Here is a 26,707-nt window from a genome sequence, read left to right as displayed (position 1 = left end):
CCCGCCGGGCCCTGCCGGAGGACCTCAGGCAGAGCCCGCACCCACCCGAAGGGCCCGCGTGAGTCGCGCCGTCATCGCCGTAGCCGGCATGGGAACCCGCTTCTTCCCCATCGCCAAATCGGTCAACAAGTGCATGCTGCCGGTACTCGACCAACCCGTCCTCGCCTACGCGGTCGCCGACTGCCTGGCAGCGGGCGTGCGCGAGATCGCGATCGTCACCTCGCAGGGCGAGGGTGGGCGGCAGGTCCGCCACTACTTCACCGAAGACGACGGCATGCGGGACTACTTCGCCGCCCGCGGCTGGCAGACGAAGTACGAACCGATCGCACACCTTCACGACCAGGCGGACTTCCACTTCATCGAGCAGCCCCGCGACGGCGACCGGTATGGAACGGCCCTGCCCGCGATCCTGGCTGCCGGCTTCATCGGCGACCAGGACTTCTTCCTCATCGCCGGCGACGACCTGCTCCTGCGGACCGACGGCGGATCCGACCTCGCCGACCTGGCCGCCGCCCGCGGCGCCGCCGGCGCTGCGGGTGCTGTCGCCGCCGCCACCGTCCCCGGCGGCGACGCCCACCGGTACGGAATCCTGAAGCCCCGCAACACGAAGGACGGCCAGCAGGTAATGGATGACCTGCTGGAAAAGCCGACCGCCTACGGCGCACCGACGGCCTACATCAACATCAGCCGCACCCTGCTTCCCGCCGAGGCCACCGCCTACTTCGAGAAGCTCACCCCGGCCGCGAACGGCGAGTACCAGGCCACCGACGCCATCAGCGCCTTCGCCCGCGACCACAACGTGCTCATCCACCCCGTCACCGGCCAGTACTTCGACTGCGGCAACCCGACGGGCTGGCTGGCCGCCAACAACGCTGTCGCCCTCCAGTCGCGGACGGACTCATGACCACGACGGGCGCCGTTCCGGCCATCGCGATCCGCACCTGCGCAGCCATCATCGAAAGCGACGAGATCTGCCTGATCCGCCGGGCCCGCCCCGATGGAGACCAGTACTCACTGCCGGGCGGTCTGCTCCACCCGGACGAGCAAGTACCTGTCGCCCTCGCCCGCGAACTCAAGGAAGAGCTCGATCTCGATGTCAGCGCCCTCCCCGACCGTCCCCGGTTGCGCTGGGCACAGGACCAGATCACGACACGCCCCGGCAGAAGCGGCACGTTCCGCCGGCTCCACCTCATCCATCTTCTGGCCATCCCCCGCCACGTACGGGCCGCTCTTCCGGCAACCGAGCAAGACGCCGAAGACGTCACCAGCGTGGTCTGGGTTCCCCTCGCGCAGGCCGCCCGCCGCCACCTCTACCCCGCCGTCGGCAACGCGCTCAGTGAGCTGACCGAGCTCGCCGGCCCGCCCAGCGACGTGCTGCTCCCCCCGATCACCGACCAGACGTACACCTGGCGCTGATCAGACGGGTGGGAGCCGCCATACCGCGCAACAGACGCGGAGGCCGCGCCCCTCCAGCCGGTCAAGGCCGCCACACCACTGCCCCTACGGCCCGGCCCGCTGGGGCGTCGCCATCCGACTTCTTGATCGCTCGGTGCGACGCCGCAAAGGCGGATGCTCTACCTCGTGACCATCAACTCCCACGCCGTCTTCCCAGCCTGCGTAACGAAGTCGGCAAACGCGCCAGATCACCGCCGCCCTGGAAGCCCGGACCGACCTGCCCCCGAGCCGCACCCTGCTTCCCGCCGAGGCCACCGCCTGCCTCTCGGCAGCAGCTCACCGTGACTGTTGGAGGACTGCCGTGTCCGCCGTCGGAATCCTGGCATTGAGCGTGCAAACTCCGACGGCGACTAACTGAGTAGCGGCGGCAATATACCGGCCGTTCCCCGGTTACCGAAACCGGGGAACCGCCGAATACTTGTAGATCCACCGCCACTTCCTGATCAGCCGACGAGAGGCAGCACACGACGAGCGACTACTCCAACCGCGAAATTCGCCCGGCAGTACGGAACATCGCCCCTTCACGCAGCGGCGTAACTGAGTCGGAACAATTCCTGGGCTCGCTCCACGTCGCCCTCGGTGCGAAGCTGAACCTCCAGATCGCCCGTGCCATGGTGACCAAGCCCCGTCACGTCCCGAGTGAATCCGGGCACTAGGTCCACCGCTGTTGGAGCCGCCTTCAGGTAAACCACCACTTTGGCCTGCTGCGGCGGGATGAGGCACGCGAAGTTCCGGAGCCGCTGATAGGCGCGGTACTGCTTACGCTGTACACGAGTGACGTTTCCGCCCAGTCCGATGAGGACCTCGTCGACCGCCTGTGCCAGCTCGGCCATTGCTCCGCCCTGCTTTCGAAGGGGCAGCTCCCCGACTGCGCGGCGACGTACCCGTTTGCCCTGAGCCGACCGCCCCGTGACGGAAGCCACGGTCTCAAGGCTGAAGTGATTGCTGCCGAAGTACTGGTAGCGGACAAGATCGATCGACCGTCGGTGCTCGCGCACGGCGTGCGCGTCGTAGCGGGTGAAGTCGCCGGCCACACAGATCAGTCGAGGTGCGCTCCACAGGATCTGGGACGCGACCGTAACCCCGAGCCGGTCGCGAACCAGGTTCCGGAAGACGTCCTTATGGTTCACCAGCCAGGCCATGTAGTAGAGGCCCTGGTTGATTACGCCGGCGTCTGTGCCGCGCTTGTACTCGACGATCACGGGTGCGCCATTCTCATCGAGGCCCAGCGAGTCGATACGTCCGCCATCGGCGCATCCGATTACGTACTCGCTCGTCAGGAACCGCACCCCCAGCATTGTCTCCATGTGCGCCTCTATGAGGCTCTGTACATCCGCCTCAACGTCGGCAAGACGCGGCGTGACCTCAGTCACGCCGCCTTTCGTTGTGTGGAACAGCTTCACGCCCGACTTCCCCCTCGACTAGGAGATCGACAACGTCGGGCGGGTGCAGATTTGTTTCCGCACGAGACCACGAGGACGTGAAGAAAACGTGTGGATGAAGCCTCTTCCTGCTCACCCGTCGCACCGGGCAGCGGACTGTCCGAAACTCAGTACAGGCGTTCCCATCCCATCCCAGCACGATCCCAGCACGGTAGGGATGAGCAGGAGTGATGACCGGTGACGGGGGGGCAGCTATTCCAGCACCATCCCAGCACGGAAAAAATCAAGGGCCCGACTCAAAAGAGCCGGACCCTGACTGACCTGCATGTTTGCCAGATCAGCGACGTGGTGATAAGTCAGCCGCTACACGTTGAAACGGAATTCGACCATGACACGACGCGCTGACGTCGGCCGGTGGCGACCGACTCCACCGTAGCCCTCTCACCTGAGGCCAACCCGCTGTACCGAATCCGCCGCGAAAGACACGGCAAAGACCGAGCTCCCACTAACCCGTACCTGACGTTCCATCAGGGATATCCACGATCTCCTGACACCCCATCAGGACGTGCGTCAAACGTGCGTCAAACGTGCGTCAAACGTGCGTCACGTGCGTCGCTCATGCGTCAAGATATCGCCCGTAACGCCCACAGCGCACATAATGCACACTCGGCGAAACAGCAGGTCAGGCGCCCTTTGCGGCGGGCTCAAGGATCGCGACGCACTCGACATGATGGGTCATCGGAAACAGATCGAACGCCCGCAACGTCCGCACCCTGTACCCGCCGTCGCGGAAGTACGCCAGGTCGCGGGCGAGGGCTGCCGGGTCGCAGGCGACGTAGGCGATGCGGCGGGCGCCGAGGCCGGTCAGGTGCTTGACCGTCTGCTTGCCGGCGCCTGCGCGCGGGGGGTCGAGGACGATCAGGTCGGTCTCGGTGATGCCGGTGCGCGGCAGGACCTGGTCGACCTTGCCGTGCTCGATGCGGACCCGCTCCAGGTCCTTCAGGTTGTGCCGGGCGTCCTCGACGGCGCGCTTGCCGGACTCGATGCCCAGGACCGCGCCCTTCTCGCCGATGCGCTGGCCGAGGGCGCCCGCGAACAGGCCGACGCCGCAGTAGAGGTCGAGCGCGGTGTCGCCCTTGCGGGGCAGGAGGCCCTGCATGACGGCGCGGACGAGGGTATTGGCGGCCTGCGGGTGGACCTGCCAGAAGCCGCCCGAGCCGACGCGGTAGGTGCGGTCGTCGGCGCGCTCGCGGACGAATGCGCGGCCGTGCACCCGGTGGACACCGCCGTCACGCTCGTCGACGCGCATCACCGAGACGGGCTTGTCGAGTTCGACGAGGGGCAGCCGGCCGCCGGGCTTCGGCGTCAGGATGACCTGGCGGTCGTGGGAGCCGGTGGCGGCGATGGCTTCCACCGAGGCCATGCCGGGCCATTCCCGCTTCTCGATGCCGAGCTCGGTGACGCCGGGGGCCGCGATCAGACAGCGCTCGATGGGCTCCACGTCGTGCGAACGGTGCTTGCGCAGACCGACGCGGCCGTCCTCGTCGACGGCGTACTGGACCCGCGTGCGCCAGGCCGGGACCTCGCCCGCGGGGAGCTTGTCGCCCTCGGCCGGCATGACGGTGCCGTCCCAGCCCGCCTCCTCGGGGGTGAGGCCCGCGAGGCGCTGGAGCTGTTCGGCGATCACTTCGCCCTTGAGCCTGCGCTGGGCGCCGGGCTTGGCGTGCTGCCAGTCGCAGCCGCCGCACTTGCCGGGACCCGCGTACGGGCAGGGCGCCTCGACACGGTCCTTGGACGCCTCGATGATCCGTACCGCGTCGGCCCGCAGGAAGCGGGAGTCGCTCTCGCCCTCCGTGACCTTGGCGATGATCTTCTCGCCGGGGAGCGTGTGCCGTACGAAGAGGACCCGGCCCTCCGAGGTGCGGGCGATGCAGTGGCCGCCGTGTGCGACCGGCCCGACCTCGACCTCATACTCCTCCCCGACCAGCGACGACGTGGGTTCGTTCTGCATGAGGGGGTGGCTCCAGAGATCAAGGGAAAAACGGCCGGACAACAACCCACGAGTCTACGTGGGTGTCGTCCGGCCGTTTACCACGAGCAGGCGGGCCCGGTCGGCCCATATGGCGGGCCGGCACCGGCCGCGACGGGCGCGGTCAGCCCTTGTTCGCGGGTTCCTTGGGCCTGCGTTCCACGGGGCCGCGGCGCACCGAGCCCGGTGCGCTCCACTCGGCGCGCTTCCTGGCGCGCTTCTTCGCCGCCTCGGAGGACTCCAGCTGGTACGGGACGGAGGTCACCATCACGCCCGGGGTGAACAGCAGCCGCCCCTTCAGGCGCAGTGCGCTCTGGTTGTGGAGGAGATGCTCGTACCAGTGGCCGACCACGTACTCCGGGATGTACACGCTCACGACGTCGCGCGGGCTTTCCCGGCGCAGGCCCTTCACGTAGTCGATGACGGGACGGGTCACCTCGCGGTACGGGGAGTCGAGGATCTTCAGCGGGATGTCGATGCCGCGCCGCTCCCAGTCCTCCTTGAGCGCCTTGGTCTCGGCCACGTCGACGCTGATGGAGAGCGCCTCCAGACGGTCGGAGCGGATCAGCTTGGCGTAGGCGAGGGCGCGCAGCGTGGGCCGGTGGAGCTTGGAGACCAGGACGATCGAGTGGACCCTGGAGGGCCGCATCGTCTCGTCGAGCGGGGTCTCCTCCGCCGCGATCTCCTCGGAGACCCGGTCGTAGTGCCGGCGGATCGCGGTCATCGTCCCGTAGAAGATCACCATGCCGAGCAGTGCGACCCAGGCACCGTGGGTGAACTTGGTGGCGAGCACGACGACGAGCACCAGGCCGGTGAAGAAGGCGCCGAAGGTGTTGATGGCGCGCGAGCGCATCATGTGGCGGCGCTTGGCCGGGTCCTTCTCCGTCGCCAGGTGGCGGTTCCAGTGCCTGACCATGCCGATCTGGCTGAGGGTGAAGGAGACGAAGACACCGACGATGTAGAGCTGGATGAGCCGGGTCGAGTCCGCTCCGTAGATCCAGACGAGCAGGATCGCGGCTCCCGCCAGCAGCACGATGCCGTTGGAGAAGGCGAGCCGGTCACCGCGGGTGTGGAGCTGGCGCGGCAGGTAGCGGTCCTGGGCGAGGATCGAGCCGAGCAGCGGGAAGCCGTTGTACGCGGTGTTGGCGGCCAGGAAGAGAACGAGTGCGGTGGCCCCGGCGAGGACAATGAAGAAGAAGGTGCGTTCGCCGAAGACGGCGGCCGCGACCTGGGAGATCACCGGGTCCTGGACGAAGCTTGAGCCGACCGGGACGCCGTTGTTGAGCAGGTCCTTGGCCGGGTTCTCCGCCATCTTCACGTCGGTGGCCATGGCCAGGCCGATGATGCCGCAGAACATGGTGACGGCCAGCAGACCCATCATCGCGAGGGTGGTCGCGGCGTTCTTGCTCTTCGGCTTGCGGAAGGCGGGCACGCCGTTGCTGATCGCCTCGACGCCGGTGAGGGCCGCACAGCCGGAGGAGAAGGCCCGCAGCAGCAGGAAGACCAGTGCGAAACCGGCCAGACCCTGGTGCTCGGCCTTGATCTCGTAACCCGAGGTCGGGGCGTGCATGGTGTCACCGAGGACCAGCCCCCGGAACGCGCCCCAGATGATCATGATGAAGACCCCGGCCACGAAAAGGTACGTGGGAATGGCGAAGAGCTTGCCGGATTCCTTGACGCCACGCAGATTCATCAGCGTCAGCAGCACAATGGCCGCGATCGCGCACGCCGTCTTGTGTTCGACGACGAACGGGATCGCGGACCCGAGGTTCTCCACCCCGGAGGCGATCGACACGGCGACGGTCAGCACGTAGTCGACCAGCAGCGCACTGGCCACGGTGAGACCGGCCTTGGGCCCGAGGTTGGTGGTGGCGACCTCGTAGTCACCACCACCGCTCGGATACGCGTGCACGTTCTGCCGGTACGAGGCGACGACCGTGAACATCAGCACCACGACGGCGAGCGCGATCCAGGGACTGAAGTGGTAGGCCGACACGCCCGCGACAGAGAGCACCAGGAGAACTTCCCCGGGTGCGTACGCCACCGATGACAGCGGGTCGGATGCGAAGACGGGAAGTGCGATGCGCTTGGGGAGGAGCGTCTCTCCCAGCTTGTCGCTGCGTAGCGCCCGTCCGATCAGGATCCGTTTGGGCAGGTCGGTCAGTTTGGACACGCAGAGGATCGTAAGCGTTCCGTATGGAAGCCGCAGACCCGCTAACCGCGTGGCCCCGCAATCTCCTGCGCTCGGCCGAGAAAGCCACGAAATCCTTAACGAAATCCTTGCACTCAGGCGTCCGCGAACAGGGCGCTGTAACCGTTGAGCGCGAGTCGGCCACCGATAGGGGCGTAAAGAACGGTGCAATCGCGGGCGATCTCGCCGCGCGCCACGAGGTCGACCGTTCCGGCCATCGGCTTCCCCTCCTACACGGGGTCGGCGACCATGCCCACCGTAGGGGCGGCGAGCCGCATCGCGTCGAGGGTGGTGTCGTCGGGGATGCCGTACGTGCCCGCGTGGTAGCGCTCGTCCAGCTCAGTGACGACCTCGGTGAGCTCACGGCGCGCCCCGATGAGCCGTGCGGTGCCGGCCGCGGTCCGGACGATCCGCTCCCGGGTACGGGCGGGTTCGGCGGACGCGTCGATGCCCGGCACGCGCTGCGGTCGGGGCGCCCGCCTGGCGTACGGCTTGCCGCCGCTCTCCGTCCGCCTCCGTCCGTATCTCGTCCGCAGCACGGGCGCGGCGAAAGCGCACGCGGATGAGGCCTCGCACTCCCGGCCGCATAAGCTCATCCTGGGCAACGGGACAGACCGTTGCCCCGTTGTTTGCCCGGCAAGCTGAGAAAGAAGTGTGAGCAGGGTGTTTTCGCAGGTCAGCCGGACGACCAGGACTGCGAGGTAGGCGCAAGGTGCACATCGTCATCATGGGCTGCGGGCGAGTCGGAGCCGCTCTCGCGCAGACCCTGGAACAGCAGGGGCACACGGTCGCCGTCGTCGATCAGGACCCGACGGCGTTCCGGCGCCTGGGATCCGGATTCGGTGGGCGGCGCGTCACCGGTGTCGGCTTCGACCAGGACACCCTTCGCGAGGCGGGGATCGAAGAGGCCGGTGCGTTCGCCGCCGTGAGCAGCGGCGACAACTCGAACATCATCGCCGCCCGGGTCGCCCGCGAGATGTTCGGCATCGAGAATGTCGCGGCGCGGATCTACGACCCCCGGCGCGCCGAGGTCTACCAGCGTCTCGGTATCCCCACCGTCGCCACCGTGCGCTGGACCGCGGACCAGATGCTGCGGCGGCTGCTGCCCTCGGGCGCCGAGCCGCTGTGGCGGGATCCGAGCGGCGGAGTGCAGCTCGCGGAGGTGCACACCACCCCGTCCTGGATCGGCCACAAGATCAGCACGCTGCAGGAGGAGACGGGCGTCCGCGTGGCGTTCCTCACCCGGTTGGGCGAAGCCATACTGCCCAGCTCGCAGACAGTGCTGCAGGAGGGCGACCTGGTCCACGTGATGATGCGTACGGACGAGATCGCGAAGGTCGAGGCGGCCTTTGCCGAAGGCCCTGAGGAGGGCGGTCACTGATGCGTGTCGCGATTGCCGGGGCCGGTGCGGTGGGCCGCTCCATCGCGGGCGAGCTGCTGGAGAACGGGCACGAGGTGCTGCTCGTCGACAAGGCGCCGACGGCCATTTCGGTGGAGCGGGTACCGATGGCCGAGTGGCTGCTGGCGGACGCCTGCGAGATCACCTCGCTCGACGAGGCGGCGCTGCAACGCTGCAGCGTCGTGATCGCCGCGACCGGCGACGACAAGGTGAATCTGGTCGTCTCGCTGCTCGCGAAGACCGAGTACGGCGTACCGAGGGTCGTCGCCCGGGTCAACAACCCGAAGAACGAGTGGCTGTTCAACGAGGCCTGGGGCGTCGATGTGGCGGTCTCCACGCCGCGCCTGATGTCGGCCCTGGTCGAGGAGGCGGTGAGCGTCGGCGACCTGGTCCGGCTGCTGCGCTTCAGCCACGGCGACGCCAACCTGGTCGAGCTGACGCTGCCCCCGGAGTCGGCGCTGGCCGGCACCCAGGTCGGCGAAGTGGCCTGGCCGGAGGACACCTCGCTGGTCACCATCATCCGCGGGCAGCGCGTTCTGACGCCGGGCACCGACGAGACGCTGGAGGCCGGTGACGAGCTGCTGTTCGTGGCCGCGCAGGCGCGCGAGGAACAGCTGGAAGACCTGCTGTCTGTGCGCCGGGGCGACTCGGACGAGTGACCGGCTGACCGCACTGGACGGTAGACAGACGTAAGGGGCCCGGAACCGTTTCGCACGGTTCCGGGCCCCTTACGTCTGTCTACCGTCCTGCCGTCCAGAGGTTCTGGGCGGTTCAGTACTCCTGGTGTCGTGCCGCGGCGGCGGCCGCTTCCACTTCCGCCTTGCGGGCCTTCTCGGCCTGCTCCTCCGCCTCCATCTCGGCGAACACATCGATGGGCGGCGGCGCCTTGGCGAGGAAGACCCAGGTCAAATAGACCGCGAGCAGGAACGGGGGGATCTTCAGCGCGACGAGGATCCAGCCGAGCTGGGTGGTGTCGGCCCACCAGTACAGCGGGAAGAGGATCGCGCACTTGGCGAGCAGGATCAGCCCCCAGGCGTAGCTGGACTTGGCGTACGCCTTCTTGCGGCCGGGGTTCCTGGTGCGCCAGGAGAGGTTCTCCTTGAACACCGGCCCCAGGATCAGACCGATCAGGGGCACCCCGGCGAGGGTGGTGATCAGGTAGGCGAGGGCCAGACCGAGCGTGTAGAGCATGCCCGGCAGATAGAAGTCCTTGGCATTGCCGGTCATCATCGCGAAGACCACACCGAAGGCCACGCCGAAGACACCGCTGAAGGCGTGCTTGACGGTGTCCCTGCGGATCAGCCGTACGGCGACGAGGACCAGGGACACCACCAGGGCCGCGATGGCCGAGATGTGCAGATCCTTTTTGATCGTAAAAATCGTGACGAAGAGCAGCCCCGGAAGGACTGTCTCCACCATTCCCCGGACACCGCCGAACGCCTCGAAGAGCGCTGCCTCGGTGACCGCCTTCGCGTCGGCCTCCTGCTGGTCGGTGCGGGTCGTGCGGTCCGTGTCGGACGTCGGCTTGTCGAGAGACGTCACCGGCTACTCCTTGCCGAGTGGTCGGAGTTCGTATTTGGGGTTGAACAGCACCCGGCGTCCATGACTCATGGCGATGCGGCCCGAGGCGATGAGCTTGCGGCCCGGTTCTATGCCCGCGATGGAGCGCCGGCCCAGCCAGACCACGTCCAGCGGCGCGGTGCCGTCGAAGAGCTCCGCCTCCAGGGCGGGCACTCCGGCGCGCGGCCGCAGGGTGACGGTCCGCAACGTACCAGTGACCTTCACGATCTGCCGGTCGGTGCATTCGGAGATCCGCGTACACCCCGAGGCCTGCGAGTCCTCCTGCAGCTCCTCGGACTCCAGGTCCTCCTGGGAGCTGGACAGCCGGTCGAGCATCCGCCGGAAGCGGCCGGACGGCTTCGCCGCCTTGCCGGGCTTCTCGAATCGAGGAACAGCACTCATACCCGAAGGGTACCGGTCCCCTGCGCTCCGAGCGGGTGTCCCGGGTCTCACTCGAACGGGTTCCTCATGGGGTTCCCGAGCGGGCCGGTCACCGGGGTCGCGGAGCGCTGACCGTACGGTCTCCCGGCGTCGCGGAGCGCCGACCGTACGTCTCCCGGCCTCCCGGCCTCCCCGTTCAGCCGCGCTCGAAGCGGTAGCCCATCCCCGGCTCGGTGACGAAGTGCCGTGGGTGCGAGGGGTTGGCCTCCAGCTTGCGCCTCAGCTGCGCCATGTAGACCCGGAGATAGTTGGTCTCGGTGCCGTACGAGGGCCCCCATACCTCCTGGAGCAGCTGCTTCTGGCTGACGAGGCGGCCGCCGTTGCGGACCAGGACCTCCAGCAGGTGCCACTCGGTGGGGGTGAGGCGTACGTCGCGGCCCTCGCGGTGGACCTTCTTCGCCGCGAGGTCGACGGTGAACCCCTCGGTCTCGACGATCACCGTGTCGTCGGAGCCGTTCTGGCCGACCGGTTCGGCGCGGCGGACGGAGGCGCGCAGCCGGGCCAGCAGCTCGTCCATGCCGAACGGCTTGGTGACGTAGTCGTCGGCGCCGGCGTCCAGGGCCTCTACCTTCTCGTCGGAGGTGTGGCGGGCGGAGAGCACCAGGATCGGCACCCGGGTCCAGCCGCGCAGCCCCTTGATCACCTCGACGCCGTCCATGTCGGGCAGTCCGAGGTCGAGGACGACGACATCGGGGTGGCGGGCGGCAGCGAGCTGAAGGGCGGTCGCGCCGTCGGGCGCGGCGTCCACCTCGTACTTGCGTGCCTTCAGGTTGATCACGAGGGCACGTACGATCTGCGGCTCGTCGTCGACCACAAGCACCCGGGTCATGGGGGCCCTGCCTTTCTGTTGTACGGCGATCTCCCGGGACGTTGCGGAGATCATGAAGTGGCCTGCGAGGTCATGAGATGACCTGCTCGGACAGGTCGGGGCTGACCGGAACGTATCCCGATGCCGCCTTGAGCGTCAGCACCATGGTGAGGCCGCCGCCTGGGGTGTCCTCGGCGTCCAGCGTGCCGCCCATGGACTCCACGAAGCCGCGGGCGACGGCGAGGCCCAGTCCGACGCCCGCGCCGCGCGGGGCGTCGCCGTAGCGCTGGAAGGGCTCGAAGATGCGCTCCTTGGCGTCGTCGGGGACGCCGGGGCCGCGGTCGGCCACCCGGAGCTCGACGCGAGTGCCGAGCGCGCTGGCGGCCACGTTGACGCGTTCGCCGTAGGGGCTGTACTTGACCGCGTTCTCGACGATGTTGGCGACGGCCCTCTCCAGCAGCCCGGGGTCGACGGCGACCATCGGCAGGCTCTCGGGGATGTCCAGGTCCACGCTGCCCTCGGGGACACCACCGAGCGCCATCGGGACCACCTCGTCGAGGTCGATCTCGCGGATCAGCGGGGTGACGGTGCCGGTCTGCAGCCTGGACATGTCCAGCAGATTGCCCACCAGGTGGTCGAGGCGGTCGGCGCCGTTCTCGATGCCCTCCAGGAGTTCCGCCTCGTCCTCATCGGACCAGGCGACGTCGTCGGAGCGCAGGGAGCTGACGGCGGCCTTGATGGCGGCGAGCGGGGTACGCAGGTCGTGGCTGACGGCGGCGAGGAGCGCGGTCCTGATCCGGTTCCCCTCGGCGAGCCGCCGGGCCTGCTCCGCCTGGCCGACCAGGCGCTGGCGGTCCAGTACGACGGCGGCCTGGGCAGCGAACGCGCCGAGCACCCGGCGGTCCTCGGCGGGCAGCACCCGGCCGGAGAGCGCAAGCGCCATGTGGTCACCGACGGGCATGTCCACGTCGGCGTCGTCCGGCCGGGCCACCGGGGCCGGCCCGACGCTCCCGGCGCAGGTCCACGGATCGACGTCGCTCAGCCTCTCCAGCAGGGCGACGGACTCCATGCCGAAGGTCTCGCGGACCCGGTCCAGGAGCGCGTCCAGGGTGGTCTCGCCGCGCAGCACACTGCCCGCCAGGAAGGAGAGGATCTCCGATTCGGCGCGCAGCCGGGCCGCCTGGTGGGTACGGCGAGCGGCCAGATCGACGACCGAGGCGACCGAGACAGCCACCGCGAAGAAGATCACGATGGCGACGAAGTTCTCCGGGTCCTGGACGGTCAGCGTATGGGTGGGCGGGGTGAACCAGTAGTTCAGCAGCAGCGAGCCCACGGCGGCCGAGGCGAGGGCCGGCAGCAGCCCGCCGATCAGGGCCGCCGCCACGGTCATGAAGAGGAACAGCAGGACGTCGTTGGCGAGCCCGGGGCCGCTGTCCAGGCCGATCAGGAGCAGCGTGAGAAGGGCCGGGCCGCCCACCCCGACCAGCCAGCCCCAGATGATCCGGGCCCGGCCCAGCCGGGCGCCGCGGGCGATGGGCAGCCCGCGGCCCTTGGCGACCTCTTCGTGGGTGACGATGTGGACGTCGAGGTCGGGGCCGGACTCGCGGGCGACCGTGGCGCCCACGCCCGGTCCGTAGATGTACTGCCAGGCCTTGCGGCGGCTGGAGCCGAGGACGATCTGCGTGGCGTTCACCCCACGGGCGAATTCGAGGAGCGCCGACGGGATGTCGTCGCCGATGACGTGGTGGAACGTGCCGCCGAGGTCCTCCACCAGGGTGCGCTGGACAGCGAGCTCCTTCGGCGAGGCGGAGGTCAGTCCGTCACTGCGGGCGATGTAGACGGCGAGGATCTCGCTGCCGGAGCCCTTGGCCGCCATCCGGGACGCGCGGCGGATGAGCGTACGGCCCTCGGGGCCGCCGGTGAGGCCGACGACGATGCGCTCGCGGGCCTGCCAGGTGGTGCGGATGTTGTGCTCGCCGCGGTACTGCTGAAGGTATTCGTCGACCCGGTCGGCGACCCAGAGGAGGGCCAGCTCGCGCAGGGCGGTCAGGTTGCCCGGGCGGAAGTAGTTGGACAAGGACGCGTCGATCCGGTCCGGCTTGTAGATGTTGCCGTGGGCCATCCGGCGGCGCAGCGCCTGGGGCGACATGTCGACGAGTTCGAGCTGGTCGGCCCTGCGGACGACCTCGTCGGGGACGGTCTCGCGCTGGCGTACGCCGGTTATCGCCTCGACGACGTCGCCGAGCGACTCCAGGTGCTGGATGTTGACGGTGGAGATCACGTCGATGCCCGCCTGGAGGAGCTCTTCCACATCCTGCCATCGCTTGGCGTTGCGGGAGCCCGGCACGTTGGTGTGTGCCAGTTCGTCCACCAGGGCGACGGCCGGGGCGCGTTCCAGTACCGCGTCGACGTCCATCTCGGTGAAGACGGCGGAGCGGTATTCGATCTCGCGCCGCCGGATCTGCTCCAGGCCGTGCAGCATCACCTCGGTGCGCGGGCGGTCGTGGTGTTCCACGAAGCCGACGACGCAGTCGGTGCCCCGCTCCACGCGCCGGTGGGCCTCGGAGAGCATCGCGTACGTCTTGCCGACGCCGGGTGCCGCACCCAGGTAGATCCGAAGCTTGCCGCGTGCCATGGCCCCATTGTCTTCTCGAAACCGGCTGCCGCCGACGCGACAGCCACCTCGAAGCTACCCCGAGCATTCCCGGCAAATAGGACGGGGGGTGGGGTCGGGGGTCGAATTGACAGGATTCTGATGCCGTCGCCGGGGGAACAGGGCCGGTTTTCCGCCCCCGCTCCCCTGGCGGTGTGTCACTTGGTACGCCCCCGGACCGGGCTCCGGCCGCCTTCCGCCCGTTCTCCGTCCGCGTAGCTGGCTTGCGTCCGGCGTCGGCGTCCGTCCGCGGTCCGTCCGGACTACCCGGGCAGCCTGGGGATCGCCGGGTAGCTCGTACGAGGGGGTCGCGACGCCACGGCCTCGGGCGACGTCGCGGCCCCCTGCTCCGTCAGGCCGCGTTCACCAACTGCCTGAGCGCGATGTTGAGCTGGAGGACGTTGACCTGCGGCTCGCCCACGAAGCCGAGAATCCGGCCGTCCGTGTGCTGCTCGACAAGCTTCTCCACCTGGGCGACGGCGAGGTGGTTGCGCTCGGCGACACGGCGCACCTGGAGCTGTGCGTACGCCGGGGAGATGGCGGGGTCGAGGCCGGAGCCCGAGGAGGTGACGGCGTCGGCCGGCACATCGGTGGGGCTGACGGGGTGGCCGGGGACGGAGTTGTCCTTGACGACGGCTGCCTTGGCGGCGGTGACCCAGTCGCTGAGCTCCTTGTTGTCACCGGAGCGGTTGGTCGCGCCGGAGATGATCAGCTTGTACTGGGTGTTGACGCTGTTGGTTCCGAGGCCGTTGGACGGGCGCGGCTGGAACCATCTGAGGTCCGGGGCCGCGGTCTGCTGCCCCTTCTTCAGTGGCAGGTCGTAGCGCTGGCCGATGAGTTCGGAGCCGACGGCCTTGCCGTTCGCGGTGATCTCGGAGCCGTTGGCCTTGTCGGGGAAGATGCCCTGCGCGACACCGGTGACGGCGAGCGGGTAGAGCACGCCGCAGACGACGGTGAGGACGAGCAGGGCACGCAGCCCGGCCCAGAGCAACCGGGCGGTGTTTGCTACGGAGTTGTTCATGGCAGGTCAGCCGATTCCTAAATTCAGTTCAGCCCGGGAATGAGGGAGATGATCAGGTCGATGATCTTGATGCCGATGAACGGGGCGACCAGTCCGCCGAGTCCGTAGATCCCGAGGTTGCGCCGGAGCATCGAGTCGGCGCTGCTGGGCCGGTAGCGCACGCCCTTCAGGGCGAGCGGGACCAGCGCGATGATGATCAGCGCGTTGAAGACGACGGCGGACAGGATCGCGGACTGGGGCGAGGACAACTGCATGATGTTGAGCTTGTCCAGGCCTGGGTAGACCACCGCGAACATCGCCGGGATGATCGCGAAGTACTTCGCGACGTCGTTGGCGATCGAGAACGTCGTCAGCGCGCCACGGGTGATGAGCAGCTGCTTGCCGATCTCGACGATCTCGATCAGCTTGGTCGGGTTGGAGTCCAGATCCACCATGTTCCCGGCCTCCTTGGCGGCCGAGGTGCCGGTGTTCATGGCCACGCCGACGTCCGCCTGGGCCAGCGCGGGCGCGTCGTTCGTACCGTCGCCCGTCATCGCGACCAGCTTGCCGCCCGCCTGCTCCCGCTTGATGAGGGCCATCTTGTCCTCGGGCGTGGCCTCGGCGAGGAAGTCGTCGACCCCCGCCTCCTCGGCGATGGCCTTCGCGGTCAGTGGGTTGTCGCCCGTGATCATGACTGTCCTGATGCCCATCCGGCGCAGCTCGTCGAACCGCTCCCGCATGCCTTCCTTGACGACGTCCTTGAGGTGGATGACTCCCAGGACGCGGGCGCCCTGCTCGTCCTCCACGGCCACCAGCAGCGGCGTGCCGCCTGCCTCGGAGATCCGGTCGGTGAGCGCCTGCGCGTCCGGCGGGACACTGCCGCCCCGCCCCTTGACCCAGTCGACGACCGACCCGGTCGCGCCCTTGCGGACCCTGCACCCGTCGACGTCCACGCCCGACATCCGCGTCTGGGCGGTGAAGGCGACCCACTCGGCCTTCCGCAGCTCACCCTGATGGCGTTCACGCAGCCCGTACATTTCCTTGGCGAGCACGACGATCGAGCGGCCCTCGGGCGTCTCGTCGGCCAGGGAGGACAGCTGGGCCGCGTCCGCCAGTTCGGCCTCGGTCGTGCCCTTGACGGGGACGAATTCGGCGGCCTGCCGGTTGCCGAGCGTGATGGTGCCGGTCTTGTCGAGCAGCAGGGTGGAGACGTCTCCGGCGGCCTCGACGGCACGCCCCGACATCGCGAGCACATTGCGCTGGACGAGGCGGTCCATGCCGGCGATGCCGATCGCGGAGAGCAGGGCGCCGATGGTCGTCGGGATCAGGCAGACCAGCAGGGCGGTCAGCACGATCACCGACTGCCTCTGGCCGGCGTGGATCGCGAAAGGCTGGAGGGTGACGACGGCGAGCAGGAAGACGATGGTGAGGGACGCGAGCAGGATGTTCAGCGCGATCTCGTTGGGCGTCTTCTGCCGGGCGGCGCCCTCGACGAGGGCGATCATCCGGTCGATGAAGGTCGCGCCGGGCTTGGTGGTGATCTTGATGACGATCCGGTCGGAGAGCACCTTCGTGCCGCCGGTGACGGCGCTGCGGTCGCCGCCGGACTCCCGGATGACCGGCGCCGACTCCCCCGTGATCGCGGACTCGTCCACACTCGCGACACCCTCGACGACGTCTCCGTCGCCGGGAATGATGTCGCCGGCCTCGCAGACCACCAGATCACCGACGCGCAGCTCGGTGCCCGGCACCCGCTCCTCGTTCCTGCCGGTGATCCGCCGGGCCACGGTGCCGGTCCTGGCCTTGCGCAGGGTGTCGGCCTGCGCCTTGCCGCGGCCCTCGGCGACCGCCTCCGCCAGGTTGGCGAAGATCGTGGTCAGCCACAGCCAGGCGGCGATCGCCCAGCCGAACCAGTCGCCCGGGTCCAGGCAGGCCAGCACGGTGGTGAACACCGAACCGATCAGCACCACGAACATCACCGGGGACTTGACCATCACCCGGGGGTCGAGCTTGCGTACGGCGTCGGGGAAGGATTTCAGCAGTTGCCTGGGGTCGAACAGGCCCCCGCCGACGCGTCCTTCGCTCTGGTGACCCGTGGGGGTGTCCTGGTGCGGTGCCCGGGTGGGGGTGACAGTGGACATCGAGTCCTCTTGCTTCGTACGGGTGGTCATGACGCCAGCCCTTCGGCCAACGGCCCCAGCGCCAGGGCCGGGAAGTAGGTCAGCCCGGTGATGATCAGGATCGTGCCGACCAGCAGCCCGCTGAAGAGCGGCTTGTGCGTGCCCAGGGTTCCCACGGTCGCCGGTACGGGCTTCTGTTCGGCGAGCGAGCCGGCCAGAGCCAGTACGAAGACCATCGGCAGGAACCGGCCCAGCAGCATCGCGAGACCGATCGTCGTGTTGAACCACTGCGTGTCCGCGTTCAGCCCGGCGAACGCCGAACCGTTGTTGTTCGCGCCCGAGGTGTACGCGTACAGCACCTCGGAGAATCCGTGCGCACCGGAATTCAGCATCGAGTGGGGCGGGGTGGGCAGGGCCATCGCCGCGGCAGTGAAGCAGAGCACGAGCGCCGGGGTGATCAGGATGTAGCAGGCCGCGAGCTTGATCTCGCGGGTGCCGATCTTCTTGCCGAGGTACTCGGGCGTACGGCCGACCATCAGACCCGCGATGAACACCGCGATGATCGCCATGATCAGCATGCCGTAGAGGCCGGAGCCGACACCGCCGGGCGCGATCTCGCCGAGCTGCATGCCCAGCATCGTGATCCCGCCGCCGAATCCCGTGTACGAGGAGTGGAACGAGTTCACCGCACCGGTCGAGGTGAGCGTGGTGGCCACGGCGAAGATCGACGAACCGGCGATCCCGAACCGGGTCTCCTTGCCCTCCATCGCCCCGCCCGCGATGTCGAAGGCGGGTCCGTGGTGAGCAAACTCGGTCCACATCATCAGGGCGGTGAAGCCCAGCCAGATGCCGCCCATCGCCGCCAGGATCGCGTAACCCTGCTTGAGCGAGCCGACCATCCGGCCGAACGTCCGCGTCAGCGCGAACGGAATGACCAGGATGAGGAAGATCTCGAACAGGTTGGACAGCCCGTTGGGGTTCTCGAACGGGTGGGCCGAGTTGGCGTTGAAGTAGCCGCCGCCGTTCGTACCCAGCTCCTTGATGACCTCCTGGGAGGCCACGGCGCCACCGTTCCACTGCTGCGAGCCGCCCATGAACTGGCCGACCTCATGGATGCCGGCGAAGTTCTGGATGGCACCGCAGGCGACCAGCACCAGCGCGCCGACCACGGAGATCGGCACCAGGACGCGCACGGTGCCGCGCACCAGGTCGGCCCAGAAATTGCCGAGTTCACCGGTACGGGACCGGGCGAAGCCCCGTACCAGCGCGACCGCGACGGCGATGCCGACGGCGGCCGAGACGAAGTTCTGCACCGCGAGGCCGCCGGTCTGGACGACATGGCCCATGGCCTGCTCGCCCGCGTACGACTGCCAGTTGGTGTTCGCGACGAACGACGCAGCCGTGTTGAACGCCTGGTCCGGGTCGATCGAGGAGAAGCCCGGCGAACCGGGCAGAGTGCCCTGGAGCCGCTGGAGCAGGTAGAGGAAGAGAACACTCACCGCGGAGAAGGCGAGCACACCACGCAGATACGCGGTCCAGCGCATCTCCGTGTCGGGGTTGGCGCCGATGGCCTTGTATATCCACTTCTCGACCCTGAGGTGCTTCTTCGAGGAGTAGACGCCGGCCATGTGGTCGCCGAGCGGTCGGTACGCCAGCCCCAGCGCCGCAATGAGCGCGAGGACCTGGAGCATGCCGGCAAGGACGGGGCTCATGTCGGGCTCAGAACCTCTCCGGGTGCAGGAGGGCGAGGACGAGATAGCCCAGCAGGGCCACGGCCACGACGAGGCCGACGACGTTTTCGACGGTCACAGCTTGGCCACCCCCTTGGCGATGAGAGCCACCAACGCGAACACCGCGATCGTGGTGACGACGAAGGCCACGTCGGCCATCGTGTGCTCCTAGATGAGGTACGGATTCTCGGACCTCATGAGCAAACCTGGCGGCAAAGGCGTCGCGGCCTGCGTTGATGGCTTCCTTACGGGGAACGCCGAGCCCTTGACGGCCCGCATACGTGCCTCATACGCGCCCCATACGCGCCCCTTTTGTGCGCCCTCCGGAGCCGGCCCGGGACGTGGAAAGGCCGGTGGGCCGTACCCCCTCGAAAGGGGGTACGGCCCACCGGCCGAAGCTGTACCGGACGGCTGTCCGGCTCGGCTCAGCGCACCTCGGTGATCTCGGGTCCGCGCTGGAGCTGGCCCATGCCTCCGGAGAACTTCGAGTTCTCCTGGTTCTCCTGCTGGACGCCCTCGGGCACCATCTGGGCGTCGTCGGGAAGCTTGAGGACGATGGGGTCGCGCGGCGCCATCGGGCCCTCGCCGCGGACGACCACGGTGTCCCGGAAGACCGTCTCCAGCAGCCCCGCCGCCTCCGGCTGCACGGCGCCCTGGCCGGAGATCACTCCGCGCAGGAACCAGCGCGGTCCGTCGACGCCGACGAAGCGCACCAGCTGCACGCCGTTCGTCCCGTCCGGGAGCTGTACGGGGACCTGGGCTCGCAGCTCCCAGCCCAGCGGGCCCTCGACCTCGTCGATGATCCCGCCCTGCTGGGTGATGCCCGAGGCGATCTCCTCACGGACCTCGCCCCAGATGCCCTCCTTCTTGGGGGCGGCGAAGGCCTGCAGCTGGATGGCGCTGTCGCGCAGCACCACGGTCGCCGCGACGATCGCGTCACCGGCCACCTCGACGCGCAGCTCCATGCCCTCGACGCCGGGCACGAAGACGCCGCCCAGGTCGACCCGGCCCTCGCCGGGCTGGGAGACCTCGGTGATGTCCCACGGTCCGTCCGGCCGCGGCGCCGGCGGGAGATTCACCCGACGCGAGCCGCTGTCGGCCCCATCGGCGTCATCGAGCTCGTCGACGACCTGCTCGGCCTCGCGCGCTTCGTCCGCCACGTCCTCGGCGGAACCACTCTTCTTGCGACGTCCGAACACGTCACTGTCCTTCCCGGTCGGGTACGACCGAAGCGTAGCTGTTCCCGCCCTGGGTATTCCCGCCCCTGACGCCATCAACATCACCGGAAGCGTGGCCTCCGGTGGAACCGAAGCCTCCCTCGCCGCGAGCCGAGCCGGGTAGCTCCGCCACCTCGTGGAAGCGCACCTTCTCGACCTGCTGAACGACCAGCTGGGCAATCCGGTCGAACCGCTCGAACCGCACGGGCTCGCGCGGGTCGAGATTGATGACGATCACCTTGATCTCTCCACGGTACCCGGCATCAACCGTCCCCGGGGCATTCACGAGGGCGACTCCGCAGCGTGCGGCGAGGCCGGACCGCGGGTGCACGAACGCGGCGTACCCGTCGGGCAGCGCGATCGACACCCCGGTGGGAAACACGGCCCGCTCGCCCGGGGCGAGTTCGGCGGCCTCGGTGGTCACCAGATCGACCCCGGCGTCGCCGGGGTGCCCGTAGGCCGGAATCGGCACCTCCGGGTCGACACGGCGGATCAGTACGTCCACGGGACGGCGCATCAGGGGTTCACCTCGAACGCGCGAGCGCGCTTGACCTGGTCCGGGTCGGCCATCGCCGCCCGGATCTCGGCCGGGCGGCCGTTCTCGATGAAGTGGTCGACCTTGACCTCGATGAAGAGGGCCTCGGCACGGACCGCCACGGGTCCGTCCGGCCCGCCGATCCGGCCGGTCGCCCGGGAGTAGATCTTCCGGCCGTGCACGGCGGTGATCTCCGCGTCGAGATGCAGCACGGTGTCCACCGGAACCGGCAGCACGAAGTCGGTCTCCAGCCGCCCGGTCACCGCGATCACCCGCAGCAGCCAGTTCAGCGAGCCGAGCGTCTCGTCCAGCGCGGTGGCCAGAATGCCCCCGTGTGCCAGGCCCGGGGCGCCCTGGTGGGCGGCCTGCACAGTGAACTCGGCGGTGACACCGACCCCCTCGCCGGCCCGCGCCTGGAGGTGCAGCCCGTGACGCTGTCCATCGCCGCAGCCGAAACAGTGTTCGTAGTGCGCGCCGAGGAGTTCACCGGGGGCCGGGGCTTCGGGGTGTCGGACCGGTTTCACCGCGCCGACCGGGGGCTTCAGAGCCGCAGATGTTCCACTCACAGGCGCAGACCTTACCCGCGCGGCCACCCGGGGGTCGCGCCGTGCCAAGCTTGGGTTCATGCAGCCTTCCACCCCGCCCTTCGACGAACGACTGACCGCGCCCCGTTCGTGGTGGCTCATCGCCTTCCTGGTCGGCATCGCCTGCGCCCTGATGCTGCTCCCGCTCGGCACCCTGCCACTGCTGGCCGGCCTGGCGGGCGGCACGGCCCTGTCGGCGGCCGCGGTGAGTTCGTACGGCTCGGCCAGGATCCGCGTGGTCGCGGGCGCCCTGGTGGCCGGTGACGCGCGGATCCCGGTGACGGCGCTCGGCGAGGCCGAGGTGCTGGACGCGGAGGAGGCCCGCGCGTGGCGCTCGTACAAGGCGGACACCCACGCGTTCATGCTGCTGCGCAGCTACATCCCGACGGCGGTCCGCGTGGAGGTCACCGACCCGCAGGACCCGACGCCGTACGTCTATCTGTCGACCCGCGAGCCGCAGGCCCTGGTCGCGGCGCTCAGTGCCGTACGGGCTTAAGGGTCCGCCGGACAAGCCCTGGACCCTAGGGCTCCGGCTCGCCCGGCAGTTCCTTGCGCCGGAGCCCCGGCGGCTCGTTGCGCCGGAGGCGCGGCCGCTCCGGCAACGGCTGTGACGGAAGCCGGTCCCAGGGGATCTGGCGCTTGCGCAGGTCCGTCCTGACCCGTTCGGCAAGCTTTCTGGTATCGCGCCGGTTCATCATCGCGCCGACGGTGGCGCCGACCAGGAACGGGACGAGATTCGGCAGATCGCGCACCATGCGCCTCGCGATCTTCTGGCGCAGCTCACGTTTCATCCGGCCGCCCAGCGCCGCGTCGACCGTCGACGGAATGGTGACGTCGATGCCGCGCTCCTCCGTCCAGGACGTGAGGTAGGCGCCGGAACGCCGGGTGATGCCGCCCGGTGGGCGCAGCCCGTAGACCTCGTGCAGCTCGGCGATGAGCTTCATCTCGATCGCGGCCACTCCGCTGATCTCCGCCGCCAGCTCGGCGAGCATGGCGGGCGGTACGGGCATCATGGCCGCCGCGCCGATACCGGCGCCGACGGCTGCGGTGGATTTGCTCGCCCCTGCGATGAGCTTGTCGGCGAGGTCTTCGGGCCCGAGGCCCGGGAACTGCTTACGCAGGGTGGCGAGATCACGCACAGGGATGCGGGGAGCGTTCTGGATGATCAGATCGGCGATATGACCGATCGCGGCCCTGGCGCTCTCCCCGCCCTTGCGTGCTCCCCGTTTCACTGAACTCAGACGGCCTGCCCCGGTCACGGGCTCCGTCCTGTCGACCTGTCCGGCCCCATAGGCCGTGTCGACTTCTGCTGTTTCTTCGGCTTCGGCTGTTTCTTCGACTGCCGTGACTGCTTCGAGCGAGGCCCACCGGCCCCGCTCGTCGTCCCGCTCACCCGGGGAGGGTGGCAGGGCGGACCGCTCAGCAGGCGCTGCTACGCCTTCTGCCGGGCCTGTGCCGCCCTGATTCGCCTCCGACGACCTTTTGCGCCGCAAGCGTCGCTTCCGGAACGGTGTGTCGCCTGCCACGGTCGGCTCGACCTAGTCGCAGTCGCGGCAGATCGGCTGGCCGTTCTTCTCGCGTGCCAACTGGCTCCTGTGGTGCACGAGGAAACAGCTCATGCACGTGAACTCGTCGGCTTGCTTGGGCAGGACCCTTACGGCCAGTTCTTCGTTGGACAGGTCTGCGCCGGGCAGCTCCAGTCCTTCGGCCGCGTCGAACTCGTCGACGTCGACGGCGGACGCCGTCTTGTCGCTCCGGCGTGCCTTGAGCTCTTCAAGGCTGTCCTGGTCGACGTCGTCATCGGTCTTGCGTGGGGTGTCGTAATCCGTTGCCATGTCGCTCTCCCCCTCTGGGTGTCTGCGGTGTCTCAGCGCTCGTAACGCGTGAGAGGCCGGACTTGTGCCCGACCCGAGGCGGAGATTTTGCCTCACATCAAGGTCTGTTACTCAATCGACACCCAAAAGGACCGCTCGGGAGCGATCGACTTAGGTGGCGATGGGGACCGTACACGGTCCCGGTATCTCGCTTCACGGGCGCCACCCCGTGTACTTCCCGTGATATTGGGCCCCGAAAACCCCGACTTTTGCGGGTTTTCCGGTGAAGGCCCTGATCACGGAGCGTTGACGTGTCTGAATTCGCTCCTGTGATCGATCACACACGTCCACTTCGGACGCAGGTCCCGAAAATTCCGCTCAAAGCGAACAAAGTAATTCGTGTGCGGATCGATCCGCCCGGCCCGTCAGACCGGAAGTGAGACACGCATCACAAGACCACCCCCTTCGCGGGGTTCCGCGAGGATACGGCCGCCGTGAGCGCGCGCCACGGACCGCGCGATCGACAGACCGAGCCCCACCCCCTTGTCGCTGCCCGTCCGCTCCGTACGGAGCCGTCTGAAGGGCTCGAAGAGGTTGTCGATCTCGTAGGCGGGCACCACGGGTCCCGTGTTCGAGACCACCAGCAGGGCCTGGCCGGACTGCAGCTCGGTGGTGACCTCCACCCATCCCTCCTCCGGGACGTTGTAGCGCACGGCGTTCTGTACGAGGTTCAGCGCGATCCGCTCCAGCAGGACGCCGTTGCCCTGGACGACGGCGGGGGCCCGCTCGCCGCGGATTTCCACGCCGCGCTCCTCGGCTTCGCCGCGCGTCTGGTCGATCGCGCGCGAGGCCACCTCGGCGAGGTCGACGGGTTTGCGCTCGACGATCTGGTTGTCACTGCGGGCGAGCAGCAGCAGGCCCTCGACCAGCTGCTCGCTGCGCTCGTTGGTGGCCAGCAGGGTCTTGCCCAGTTGCTTCAGCTCCGGCGGGGCCTGGGGATCGGAGAGATGGACCTCCAGGAGCGTGCGGTTGATGGCAAGCGGGGTGCGCAGTTCGTGCGACGCGTTCCCGACGAATCTCTGCTGGGCCGTGAAGGCCCGCTCCAGGCGGTCGAGCATCTCGTCGAAGGTGTCGGCGAGCTCCTTCAGCTCGTCGTCCGGGCCGTCCAGCTCGATCCGGCGGGACAGATCGGTTCCGGCCACCCGGCGGGCGGTGCGGGTGATCCGGCCCAGCGGGGAGAGCACCCGGCCCGCCATGGCGTAGCCGAAGGCGAAGGCGATGACGCTGAGGCCGACCAGGGCCAGCAGCGACCGGTTGAGGAGGGTGTCCAGCGCCTGCTGGCGCTGGTGGTTGACGCAGGTGTTCATGGCCGCGTTGGCGGCTTCGGTTGTGGTGATGCCGCTGAAGTTGCACACATCACTGGTGACCTGGCCGCTCTCGATCTTGAAGGGCAGCTCGCTGCCGACATGGAGGGCCTCGGCGGCCAGCATGTAGATGATCGAGAGGAGCAGGATGCCGGCGATCAGGAACATGCCCCCGTACAGCAGCGTGAGCCGTATGCGGATGGTCGGGCGCAGCCAGTAGGGCGGCTCCTGATGTTTGGGCTCCCAGGTGGGCTTCGGAGGCGCCGTCGGCGGCGCGGGGACGGAGGGCATCGGCTATCAGATCCGGTAGCCGGAGCCGGGCACGGTGACGATCACAGGCGGCTCGCCGAGTTTGCGGCGCAGCGTCATGACGGTCACGCGCACGACATTGGTGAAGGGGTCGGTGTTCTCGTCCCAGGCCTTCTCCAGCAACTGCTCGGCCGAGACGACGGCGCCCTCGCTACGCATCAGGACCTCCAGCACGGCGAACTCCTTCGGCGCGAGCTGGATCTCGTTCTCGCCCCGGAAGACCTCGCGGCGGTTGGGGTCGAGCTTGATCCCGGCACGCTCCAGGACGGGCGGCAACGCCACCGTCGTCCGCCGGCCCAGCGCCCGTACCCGCGCGGTGAGCTCGCTGAAGGCGAACGGCTTGGGCAGATAGTCGTCGGCGCCGAGCTCCAGCCCCTCCACCCGGTCGCTGACGTCCCCGGACGCGGTGAGCATGAGCACCCGGGTAGGCATGCCCAGCTCGACGATCCGCCGGCAGACGTCGTCGCCGTGCACCAGGGGGAGGTCCCGGTCCAGCACCACGACGTCGTAGTCGTTGACCTCGATGCGCTCCAGGGCTGCGGCACCGTCGTACACGACATCGACGGCCATGGCCTCACGGCGCAATCCGGTGGCCACCGCATCGGCGAGCAGTTGCTCGTCCTCCACGACGAGTACGCGCACGGCGCTGTCCTTCCTTAGAAACTTCAGTACGTAGGTGACTTCAGAACGTCTCGATGTGCCCACGGTCCGTGATGCGGGCCGCTCATCAGCATCGGTCTGTGCTGCTCCATCCTGCCCGCAAGGCGTATAAACCGGCGGTAAGGCGGCGCTCGTCCGCCGGGGCCCCGGGGAATCCACAGGATTTCCGGGCCAGTTGAGGTTTCTCTGAGCTTGGTGCCGGGGAGGACGCATGCACACCCGCGATCACGCCTCGAATGTGGCGTGCCACAGGCCACTCCGTCCCCGGAGAGCGCGTGATCACCCGCCCTACCGCCTCCGTGCGGAGGGAAACCCGGGCACACCCCCGTGCCACCGACCCACGATGAGGGGGCGCATTATGGACGCTTTCACCGCCGGTCTGCTGCAACGCATCAAGACCACCGAGTCCGACCTCACGAAAGCTCGGGAGACGGGCGACGACTTCCTCGCGGATGTCGAGCAGGGCGAGCTGGACGACCTGCACCGCCTCGCCGCCGAACACGGCGTCGAAATCGGCGCCACCAGCGCCTGAGCGCGCGAGAGGGGCCCCTGATGCCGTATCCGGCGTCAGGGGCCCCTCTCGCGCGCCGGGAGGACCCGGACGACCGGTTCTAGTCGTGCCAGGCGCCGAGCTCCTCCAGCAGGGCCTGCAGCGGCTCGAAGACACCCGGCGTCGCGGCGACCGTCAGGTCTCCGTCGGCGGGCCGCCCGGGACGACCGCCGGTGTACGCCCCCGCCTCGCGGGCGATGAGGTCGCCGGCCGCCAGGTCCCACGGGTGGAGCCCGCGCTCGTAGTAGCCGTCGAGGCGCCCCGCGGCCACATCGCAGAGGTCCACCGCGGCGGAACCGCTGCGCCGGATGTCCCGCAGCCGCGGAATGAGCTGCTGGGCGACGTCCGCCTGGTGCGCACGGACGTGACCGACGTAGTTGAAGCCGGTCGAGACGAGCGCCTGGTCGAGCGGCGGCGCGGACCGGCAGCGCAGCGCGGTGCCCTCGCCGTACACGCCGCCCCTCGCGTGGGCACCGCCGCCGAGCACCGCCTGGTACGTCTCACGGCGCATCGGGGCCTCCACGACGCCCACGACCCGCTCGCCGTCCCGTTCGGCGGCGATGGAGACGGCCCACGTGGGCAGTCCGTACAGGTAGTTCACGGTGCCGTCGAGCGGGTCGATGACCCAGCGGACACCGCTGCTGCCCTCCGCGCTGGCCCCCTCCTCGCCGAGGAAGCCGTCCTGGGGACGGCGCTCGGTCAGGAAGCCGGTGATCAGCTTCTCGGCGGCGATGTCCATCTCGGTGACGACGTCGATGGGGCTGGACTTGGTCGCGGCCACCCCCAGGTCGGCGGGGCGGCCGTCGCGCAGCAGCGCACCGGCGCGGCGGGCGGCCTCCAGGGCGAGGTCGAGCAGTTCGGACAGGTTCGGGTCGGTCACAGCGCTCCAGAGTCTCCAGGCATACG

At 68.9% G+C, this 26,707-nt stretch carries 25 protein-coding genes and 1 pseudogene; 6 read left to right on the top strand and 20 right to left on the bottom strand.

Features of this window, described 5'->3' with window-relative positions; all coding sequences use genetic code 11:
• Positions 1–58: 58 nt before the first annotated feature.
• Both OG306_RS29275 and OG306_RS29270 read left to right on the top strand, forming a co-directional pair.
• The gene (locus OG306_RS29275) at positions 59–904 is read left to right on the top strand and encodes a sugar phosphate nucleotidyltransferase (protein ID WP_371665713.1); all 846 of its coding nucleotides are present in this window, start codon (positions 59–61) and stop codon (positions 902–904) included.
• A complete protein-coding gene (locus tag OG306_RS29270; protein ID WP_371665712.1) occupies positions 901–1,416 on the top strand; it encodes an NUDIX domain-containing protein in 516 nt (171 codons plus the stop codon). Before OG306_RS29275 ends, OG306_RS29270 begins: the two co-directional genes overlap by 4 nt.
• 560 nt (positions 1,417–1,976) lie before the next feature.
• Here OG306_RS29270 and OG306_RS29265 read toward each other — a convergent pair.
• From OG306_RS29265 to OG306_RS29250, 4 genes and pseudogenes are all read right to left on the bottom strand, one after another.
• Positions 1,977–2,762: a DUF5655 domain-containing protein gene (locus OG306_RS29265; RefSeq protein ID WP_371666277.1), complete on the bottom strand. Its 786-nt coding sequence runs from the start codon at positions 2,760–2,762 to the stop codon at positions 1,977–1,979.
• Positions 2,763–3,519: 757 nt separating this feature from the next.
• Entirely contained in the window at positions 3,520–4,848 is a 1,329-nt protein-coding gene (locus OG306_RS29260; protein ID WP_371665711.1) for a class I SAM-dependent RNA methyltransferase, read from the bottom strand.
• A gap of 142 nt (positions 4,849–4,990) precedes the next feature.
• Entirely contained in the window at positions 4,991–7,039 is a 2,049-nt protein-coding gene (locus tag OG306_RS29255) for an APC family permease (protein WP_266749215.1), read from the bottom strand.
• Between the two features lie 113 nt (positions 7,040–7,152).
• Positions 7,153–7,563 (bottom strand): annotated as a pseudogene (locus OG306_RS29250) (1-aminocyclopropane-1-carboxylate deaminase); the annotation flags it as partial.
• A 206-nt stretch (positions 7,564–7,769) separates the two neighbouring features.
• Between OG306_RS29250 and OG306_RS29245 the strand changes: the two are divergent.
• Positions 7,770–8,438 carry a potassium channel family protein gene (locus tag OG306_RS29245; RefSeq protein WP_266749213.1) on the top strand — a complete coding sequence of 223 codons (669 nt, stop codon included), beginning with the start codon at positions 7,770–7,772 and terminating at the stop codon, positions 8,436–8,438.
• Complete coding sequence (locus OG306_RS29240; RefSeq protein ID WP_266749212.1) at positions 8,438–9,115, top strand: potassium channel family protein; 678 nt, start codon at positions 8,438–8,440, stop codon at positions 9,113–9,115. Before OG306_RS29245 ends, OG306_RS29240 begins: the two co-directional genes overlap by 1 nt.
• Positions 9,116–9,227: 112 nt before the next feature.
• On the opposite strand, the gene OG306_RS29235 is transcribed toward OG306_RS29240, so the two are convergent.
• The 11 genes from OG306_RS29235 to OG306_RS29185 form a co-directional block, all read right to left on the bottom strand.
• The gene (locus OG306_RS29235; protein WP_266749210.1) at positions 9,228–9,998 is read right to left on the bottom strand and encodes a DUF3159 domain-containing protein; all 771 of its coding nucleotides are present in this window, start codon (positions 9,996–9,998) and stop codon (positions 9,228–9,230) included.
• Between the two features lie 3 nt (positions 9,999–10,001).
• Positions 10,002–10,418 carry an OB-fold nucleic acid binding domain-containing protein gene (locus OG306_RS29230; RefSeq protein WP_266749209.1) on the bottom strand — a complete coding sequence of 139 codons (417 nt, stop codon included), beginning with the start codon at positions 10,416–10,418 and terminating at the stop codon, positions 10,002–10,004.
• A 175-nt stretch (positions 10,419–10,593) separates the two neighbouring features.
• Positions 10,594–11,286 (bottom strand): response regulator, encoded by a 693-nt coding sequence (locus tag OG306_RS29225; protein WP_266749208.1) that lies wholly within the window; start codon positions 11,284–11,286, stop codon positions 10,594–10,596.
• A 70-nt stretch (positions 11,287–11,356) separates the two neighbouring features.
• Positions 11,357–13,900, bottom strand: coding sequence for an ATP-binding protein (locus OG306_RS29220; RefSeq protein ID WP_371665710.1), 2,544 nt, complete (start codon positions 13,898–13,900; stop codon positions 11,357–11,359).
• A gap of 370 nt (positions 13,901–14,270) precedes the next feature.
• A complete protein-coding gene (locus OG306_RS29215) occupies positions 14,271–14,939 on the bottom strand; it encodes a potassium-transporting ATPase subunit C (protein ID WP_266749205.1) in 669 nt (222 codons plus the stop codon).
• A gap of 23 nt (positions 14,940–14,962) precedes the next feature.
• Positions 14,963–17,089 carry a potassium-transporting ATPase subunit KdpB gene (gene kdpB, locus OG306_RS29210; RefSeq protein ID WP_266749204.1) on the bottom strand — a complete coding sequence of 709 codons (2,127 nt, stop codon included), beginning with the start codon at positions 17,087–17,089 and terminating at the stop codon, positions 14,963–14,965.
• Complete coding sequence (gene kdpA / locus OG306_RS29205) at positions 17,086–18,750, bottom strand: potassium-transporting ATPase subunit KdpA (protein WP_266749203.1); 1,665 nt, start codon at positions 18,748–18,750, stop codon at positions 17,086–17,088. The genes kdpB and kdpA overlap by 4 nt, the downstream gene beginning before the upstream one ends.
• A gap of 7 nt (positions 18,751–18,757) precedes the next feature.
• Positions 18,758–18,847 carry a K(+)-transporting ATPase subunit F gene (gene kdpF / locus OG306_RS29200; protein WP_266749202.1) on the bottom strand — a complete coding sequence of 30 codons (90 nt, stop codon included), beginning with the start codon at positions 18,845–18,847 and terminating at the stop codon, positions 18,758–18,760.
• Between the two features lie 346 nt (positions 18,848–19,193).
• Entirely contained in the window at positions 19,194–19,967 is a 774-nt protein-coding gene (locus OG306_RS29195; RefSeq protein ID WP_266749200.1) for a DUF3710 domain-containing protein, read from the bottom strand.
• 1 nt (position 19,968) lies between these two features.
• Positions 19,969–20,502 carry a dUTP diphosphatase gene (gene dut, locus OG306_RS29190; protein ID WP_266749199.1) on the bottom strand — a complete coding sequence of 178 codons (534 nt, stop codon included), beginning with the start codon at positions 20,500–20,502 and terminating at the stop codon, positions 19,969–19,971.
• A complete protein-coding gene (locus OG306_RS29185; protein ID WP_266749198.1) occupies positions 20,502–21,086 on the bottom strand; it encodes a PaaI family thioesterase in 585 nt (194 codons plus the stop codon). The genes dut and OG306_RS29185 overlap by 1 nt, the downstream gene beginning before the upstream one ends.
• A 58-nt stretch (positions 21,087–21,144) precedes the next feature.
• On the opposite strand from OG306_RS29185, the gene OG306_RS29180 reads away from it, so the two are divergent.
• Positions 21,145–21,600 (top strand): DUF3093 domain-containing protein, encoded by a 456-nt coding sequence (locus OG306_RS29180; protein ID WP_266749197.1) that lies wholly within the window; start codon positions 21,145–21,147, stop codon positions 21,598–21,600.
• A 25-nt stretch (positions 21,601–21,625) separates the two neighbouring features.
• On the opposite strand, the gene OG306_RS29175 is transcribed toward OG306_RS29180, so the two are convergent.
• From OG306_RS29175 to OG306_RS29160, 4 genes are all read right to left on the bottom strand, one after another.
• Positions 21,626–22,630 carry a hypothetical protein gene (locus OG306_RS29175; RefSeq protein ID WP_266749196.1) on the bottom strand — a complete coding sequence of 335 codons (1,005 nt, stop codon included), beginning with the start codon at positions 22,628–22,630 and terminating at the stop codon, positions 21,626–21,628.
• A 12-nt stretch (positions 22,631–22,642) separates the two neighbouring features.
• Positions 22,643–22,939, bottom strand: coding sequence for a DUF4193 domain-containing protein (locus OG306_RS29170; RefSeq protein WP_003965732.1), 297 nt, complete (start codon positions 22,937–22,939; stop codon positions 22,643–22,645).
• Between the two features lie 404 nt (positions 22,940–23,343).
• On the bottom strand, positions 23,344–24,573 hold the full coding sequence (locus OG306_RS29165; RefSeq protein ID WP_266749195.1) for a sensor histidine kinase: 1,230 nt from the start codon (positions 24,571–24,573) through the stop codon (positions 23,344–23,346).
• A 6-nt stretch (positions 24,574–24,579) separates the two neighbouring features.
• Positions 24,580–25,233: a response regulator transcription factor gene (locus tag OG306_RS29160; RefSeq protein WP_266749193.1), complete on the bottom strand. Its 654-nt coding sequence runs from the start codon at positions 25,231–25,233 to the stop codon at positions 24,580–24,582.
• Positions 25,234–25,609: 376 nt separating this feature from the next.
• Between OG306_RS29160 and OG306_RS29155 the strand changes: the two genes are divergently transcribed.
• A complete protein-coding gene (locus tag OG306_RS29155) occupies positions 25,610–25,783 on the top strand; it encodes a hypothetical protein (RefSeq protein ID WP_266749192.1) in 174 nt (57 codons plus the stop codon).
• A gap of 79 nt (positions 25,784–25,862) precedes the next feature.
• Here OG306_RS29155 and OG306_RS29150 read toward each other — a convergent pair whose 3' ends face one another.
• Positions 25,863–26,681: an inositol monophosphatase family protein gene (locus OG306_RS29150; protein WP_266749190.1), complete on the bottom strand. Its 819-nt coding sequence runs from the start codon at positions 26,679–26,681 to the stop codon at positions 25,863–25,865.
• Between the last annotated feature and the right edge of the window lie 26 nt (positions 26,682–26,707).

This window comes from Streptomyces sp. NBC_01241 (genome assembly GCF_041435435.1).
GTDB lineage: Bacteria > Actinomycetota > Actinomycetes > Streptomycetales > Streptomycetaceae > Streptomyces.
This window is presented reverse-complemented; position numbering and strand designations above follow the sequence as displayed.

Coding starts and splice junctions, on each gene's coding strand:
- OG306_RS29270 (WP_371665712.1), top strand. CDS start 901: ATGACCACGACGGGCGCCGTTCCGGCCATCGCGATCCGCACCTGCGCA.
- OG306_RS29265 (WP_371666277.1), bottom strand. CDS start 2,762: ATGGAGACAATGCTGGGGGTGCGGTTCCTGACGAGCGAGTACGTAATC.
- OG306_RS29260 (WP_371665711.1), bottom strand. CDS start 4,848: ATGCAGAACGAACCCACGTCGTCGCTGGTCGGGGAGGAGTATGAGGTC.
- OG306_RS29240 (WP_266749212.1), top strand. CDS start 8,438: ATGCGTGTCGCGATTGCCGGGGCCGGTGCGGTGGGCCGCTCCATCGCG.
- OG306_RS29230 (WP_266749209.1), bottom strand. CDS start 10,418: ATGAGTGCTGTTCCTCGATTCGAGAAGCCCGGCAAGGCGGCGAAGCCG.
- OG306_RS29225 (WP_266749208.1), bottom strand. CDS start 11,286: ATGACCCGGGTGCTTGTGGTCGACGACGAGCCGCAGATCGTACGTGCC.
- OG306_RS29220 (WP_371665710.1), bottom strand. CDS start 13,900: ATGGCACGCGGCAAGCTTCGGATCTACCTGGGTGCGGCACCCGGCGTC.
- OG306_RS29215 (WP_266749205.1), bottom strand. CDS start 14,939: ATGAACAACTCCGTAGCAAACACCGCCCGGTTGCTCTGGGCCGGGCTG.
- kdpB (WP_266749204.1), bottom strand. CDS start 17,089: ATGACCACCCGTACGAAGCAAGAGGACTCGATGTCCACTGTCACCCCC.
- kdpA (WP_266749203.1), bottom strand. CDS start 18,750: ATGAGCCCCGTCCTTGCCGGCATGCTCCAGGTCCTCGCGCTCATTGCG.
- dut (WP_266749199.1), bottom strand. CDS start 20,502: ATGCGCCGTCCCGTGGACGTACTGATCCGCCGTGTCGACCCGGAGGTG.
- OG306_RS29180 (WP_266749197.1), top strand. CDS start 21,145: ATGCAGCCTTCCACCCCGCCCTTCGACGAACGACTGACCGCGCCCCGT.
- OG306_RS29170 (WP_003965732.1), bottom strand. CDS start 22,939: ATGGCAACGGATTACGACACCCCACGCAAGACCGATGACGACGTCGAC.
- OG306_RS29165 (WP_266749195.1), bottom strand. CDS start 24,573: ATGCCCTCCGTCCCCGCGCCGCCGACGGCGCCTCCGAAGCCCACCTGG.
- OG306_RS29155 (WP_266749192.1), top strand. CDS start 25,610: ATGGACGCTTTCACCGCCGGTCTGCTGCAACGCATCAAGACCACCGAG.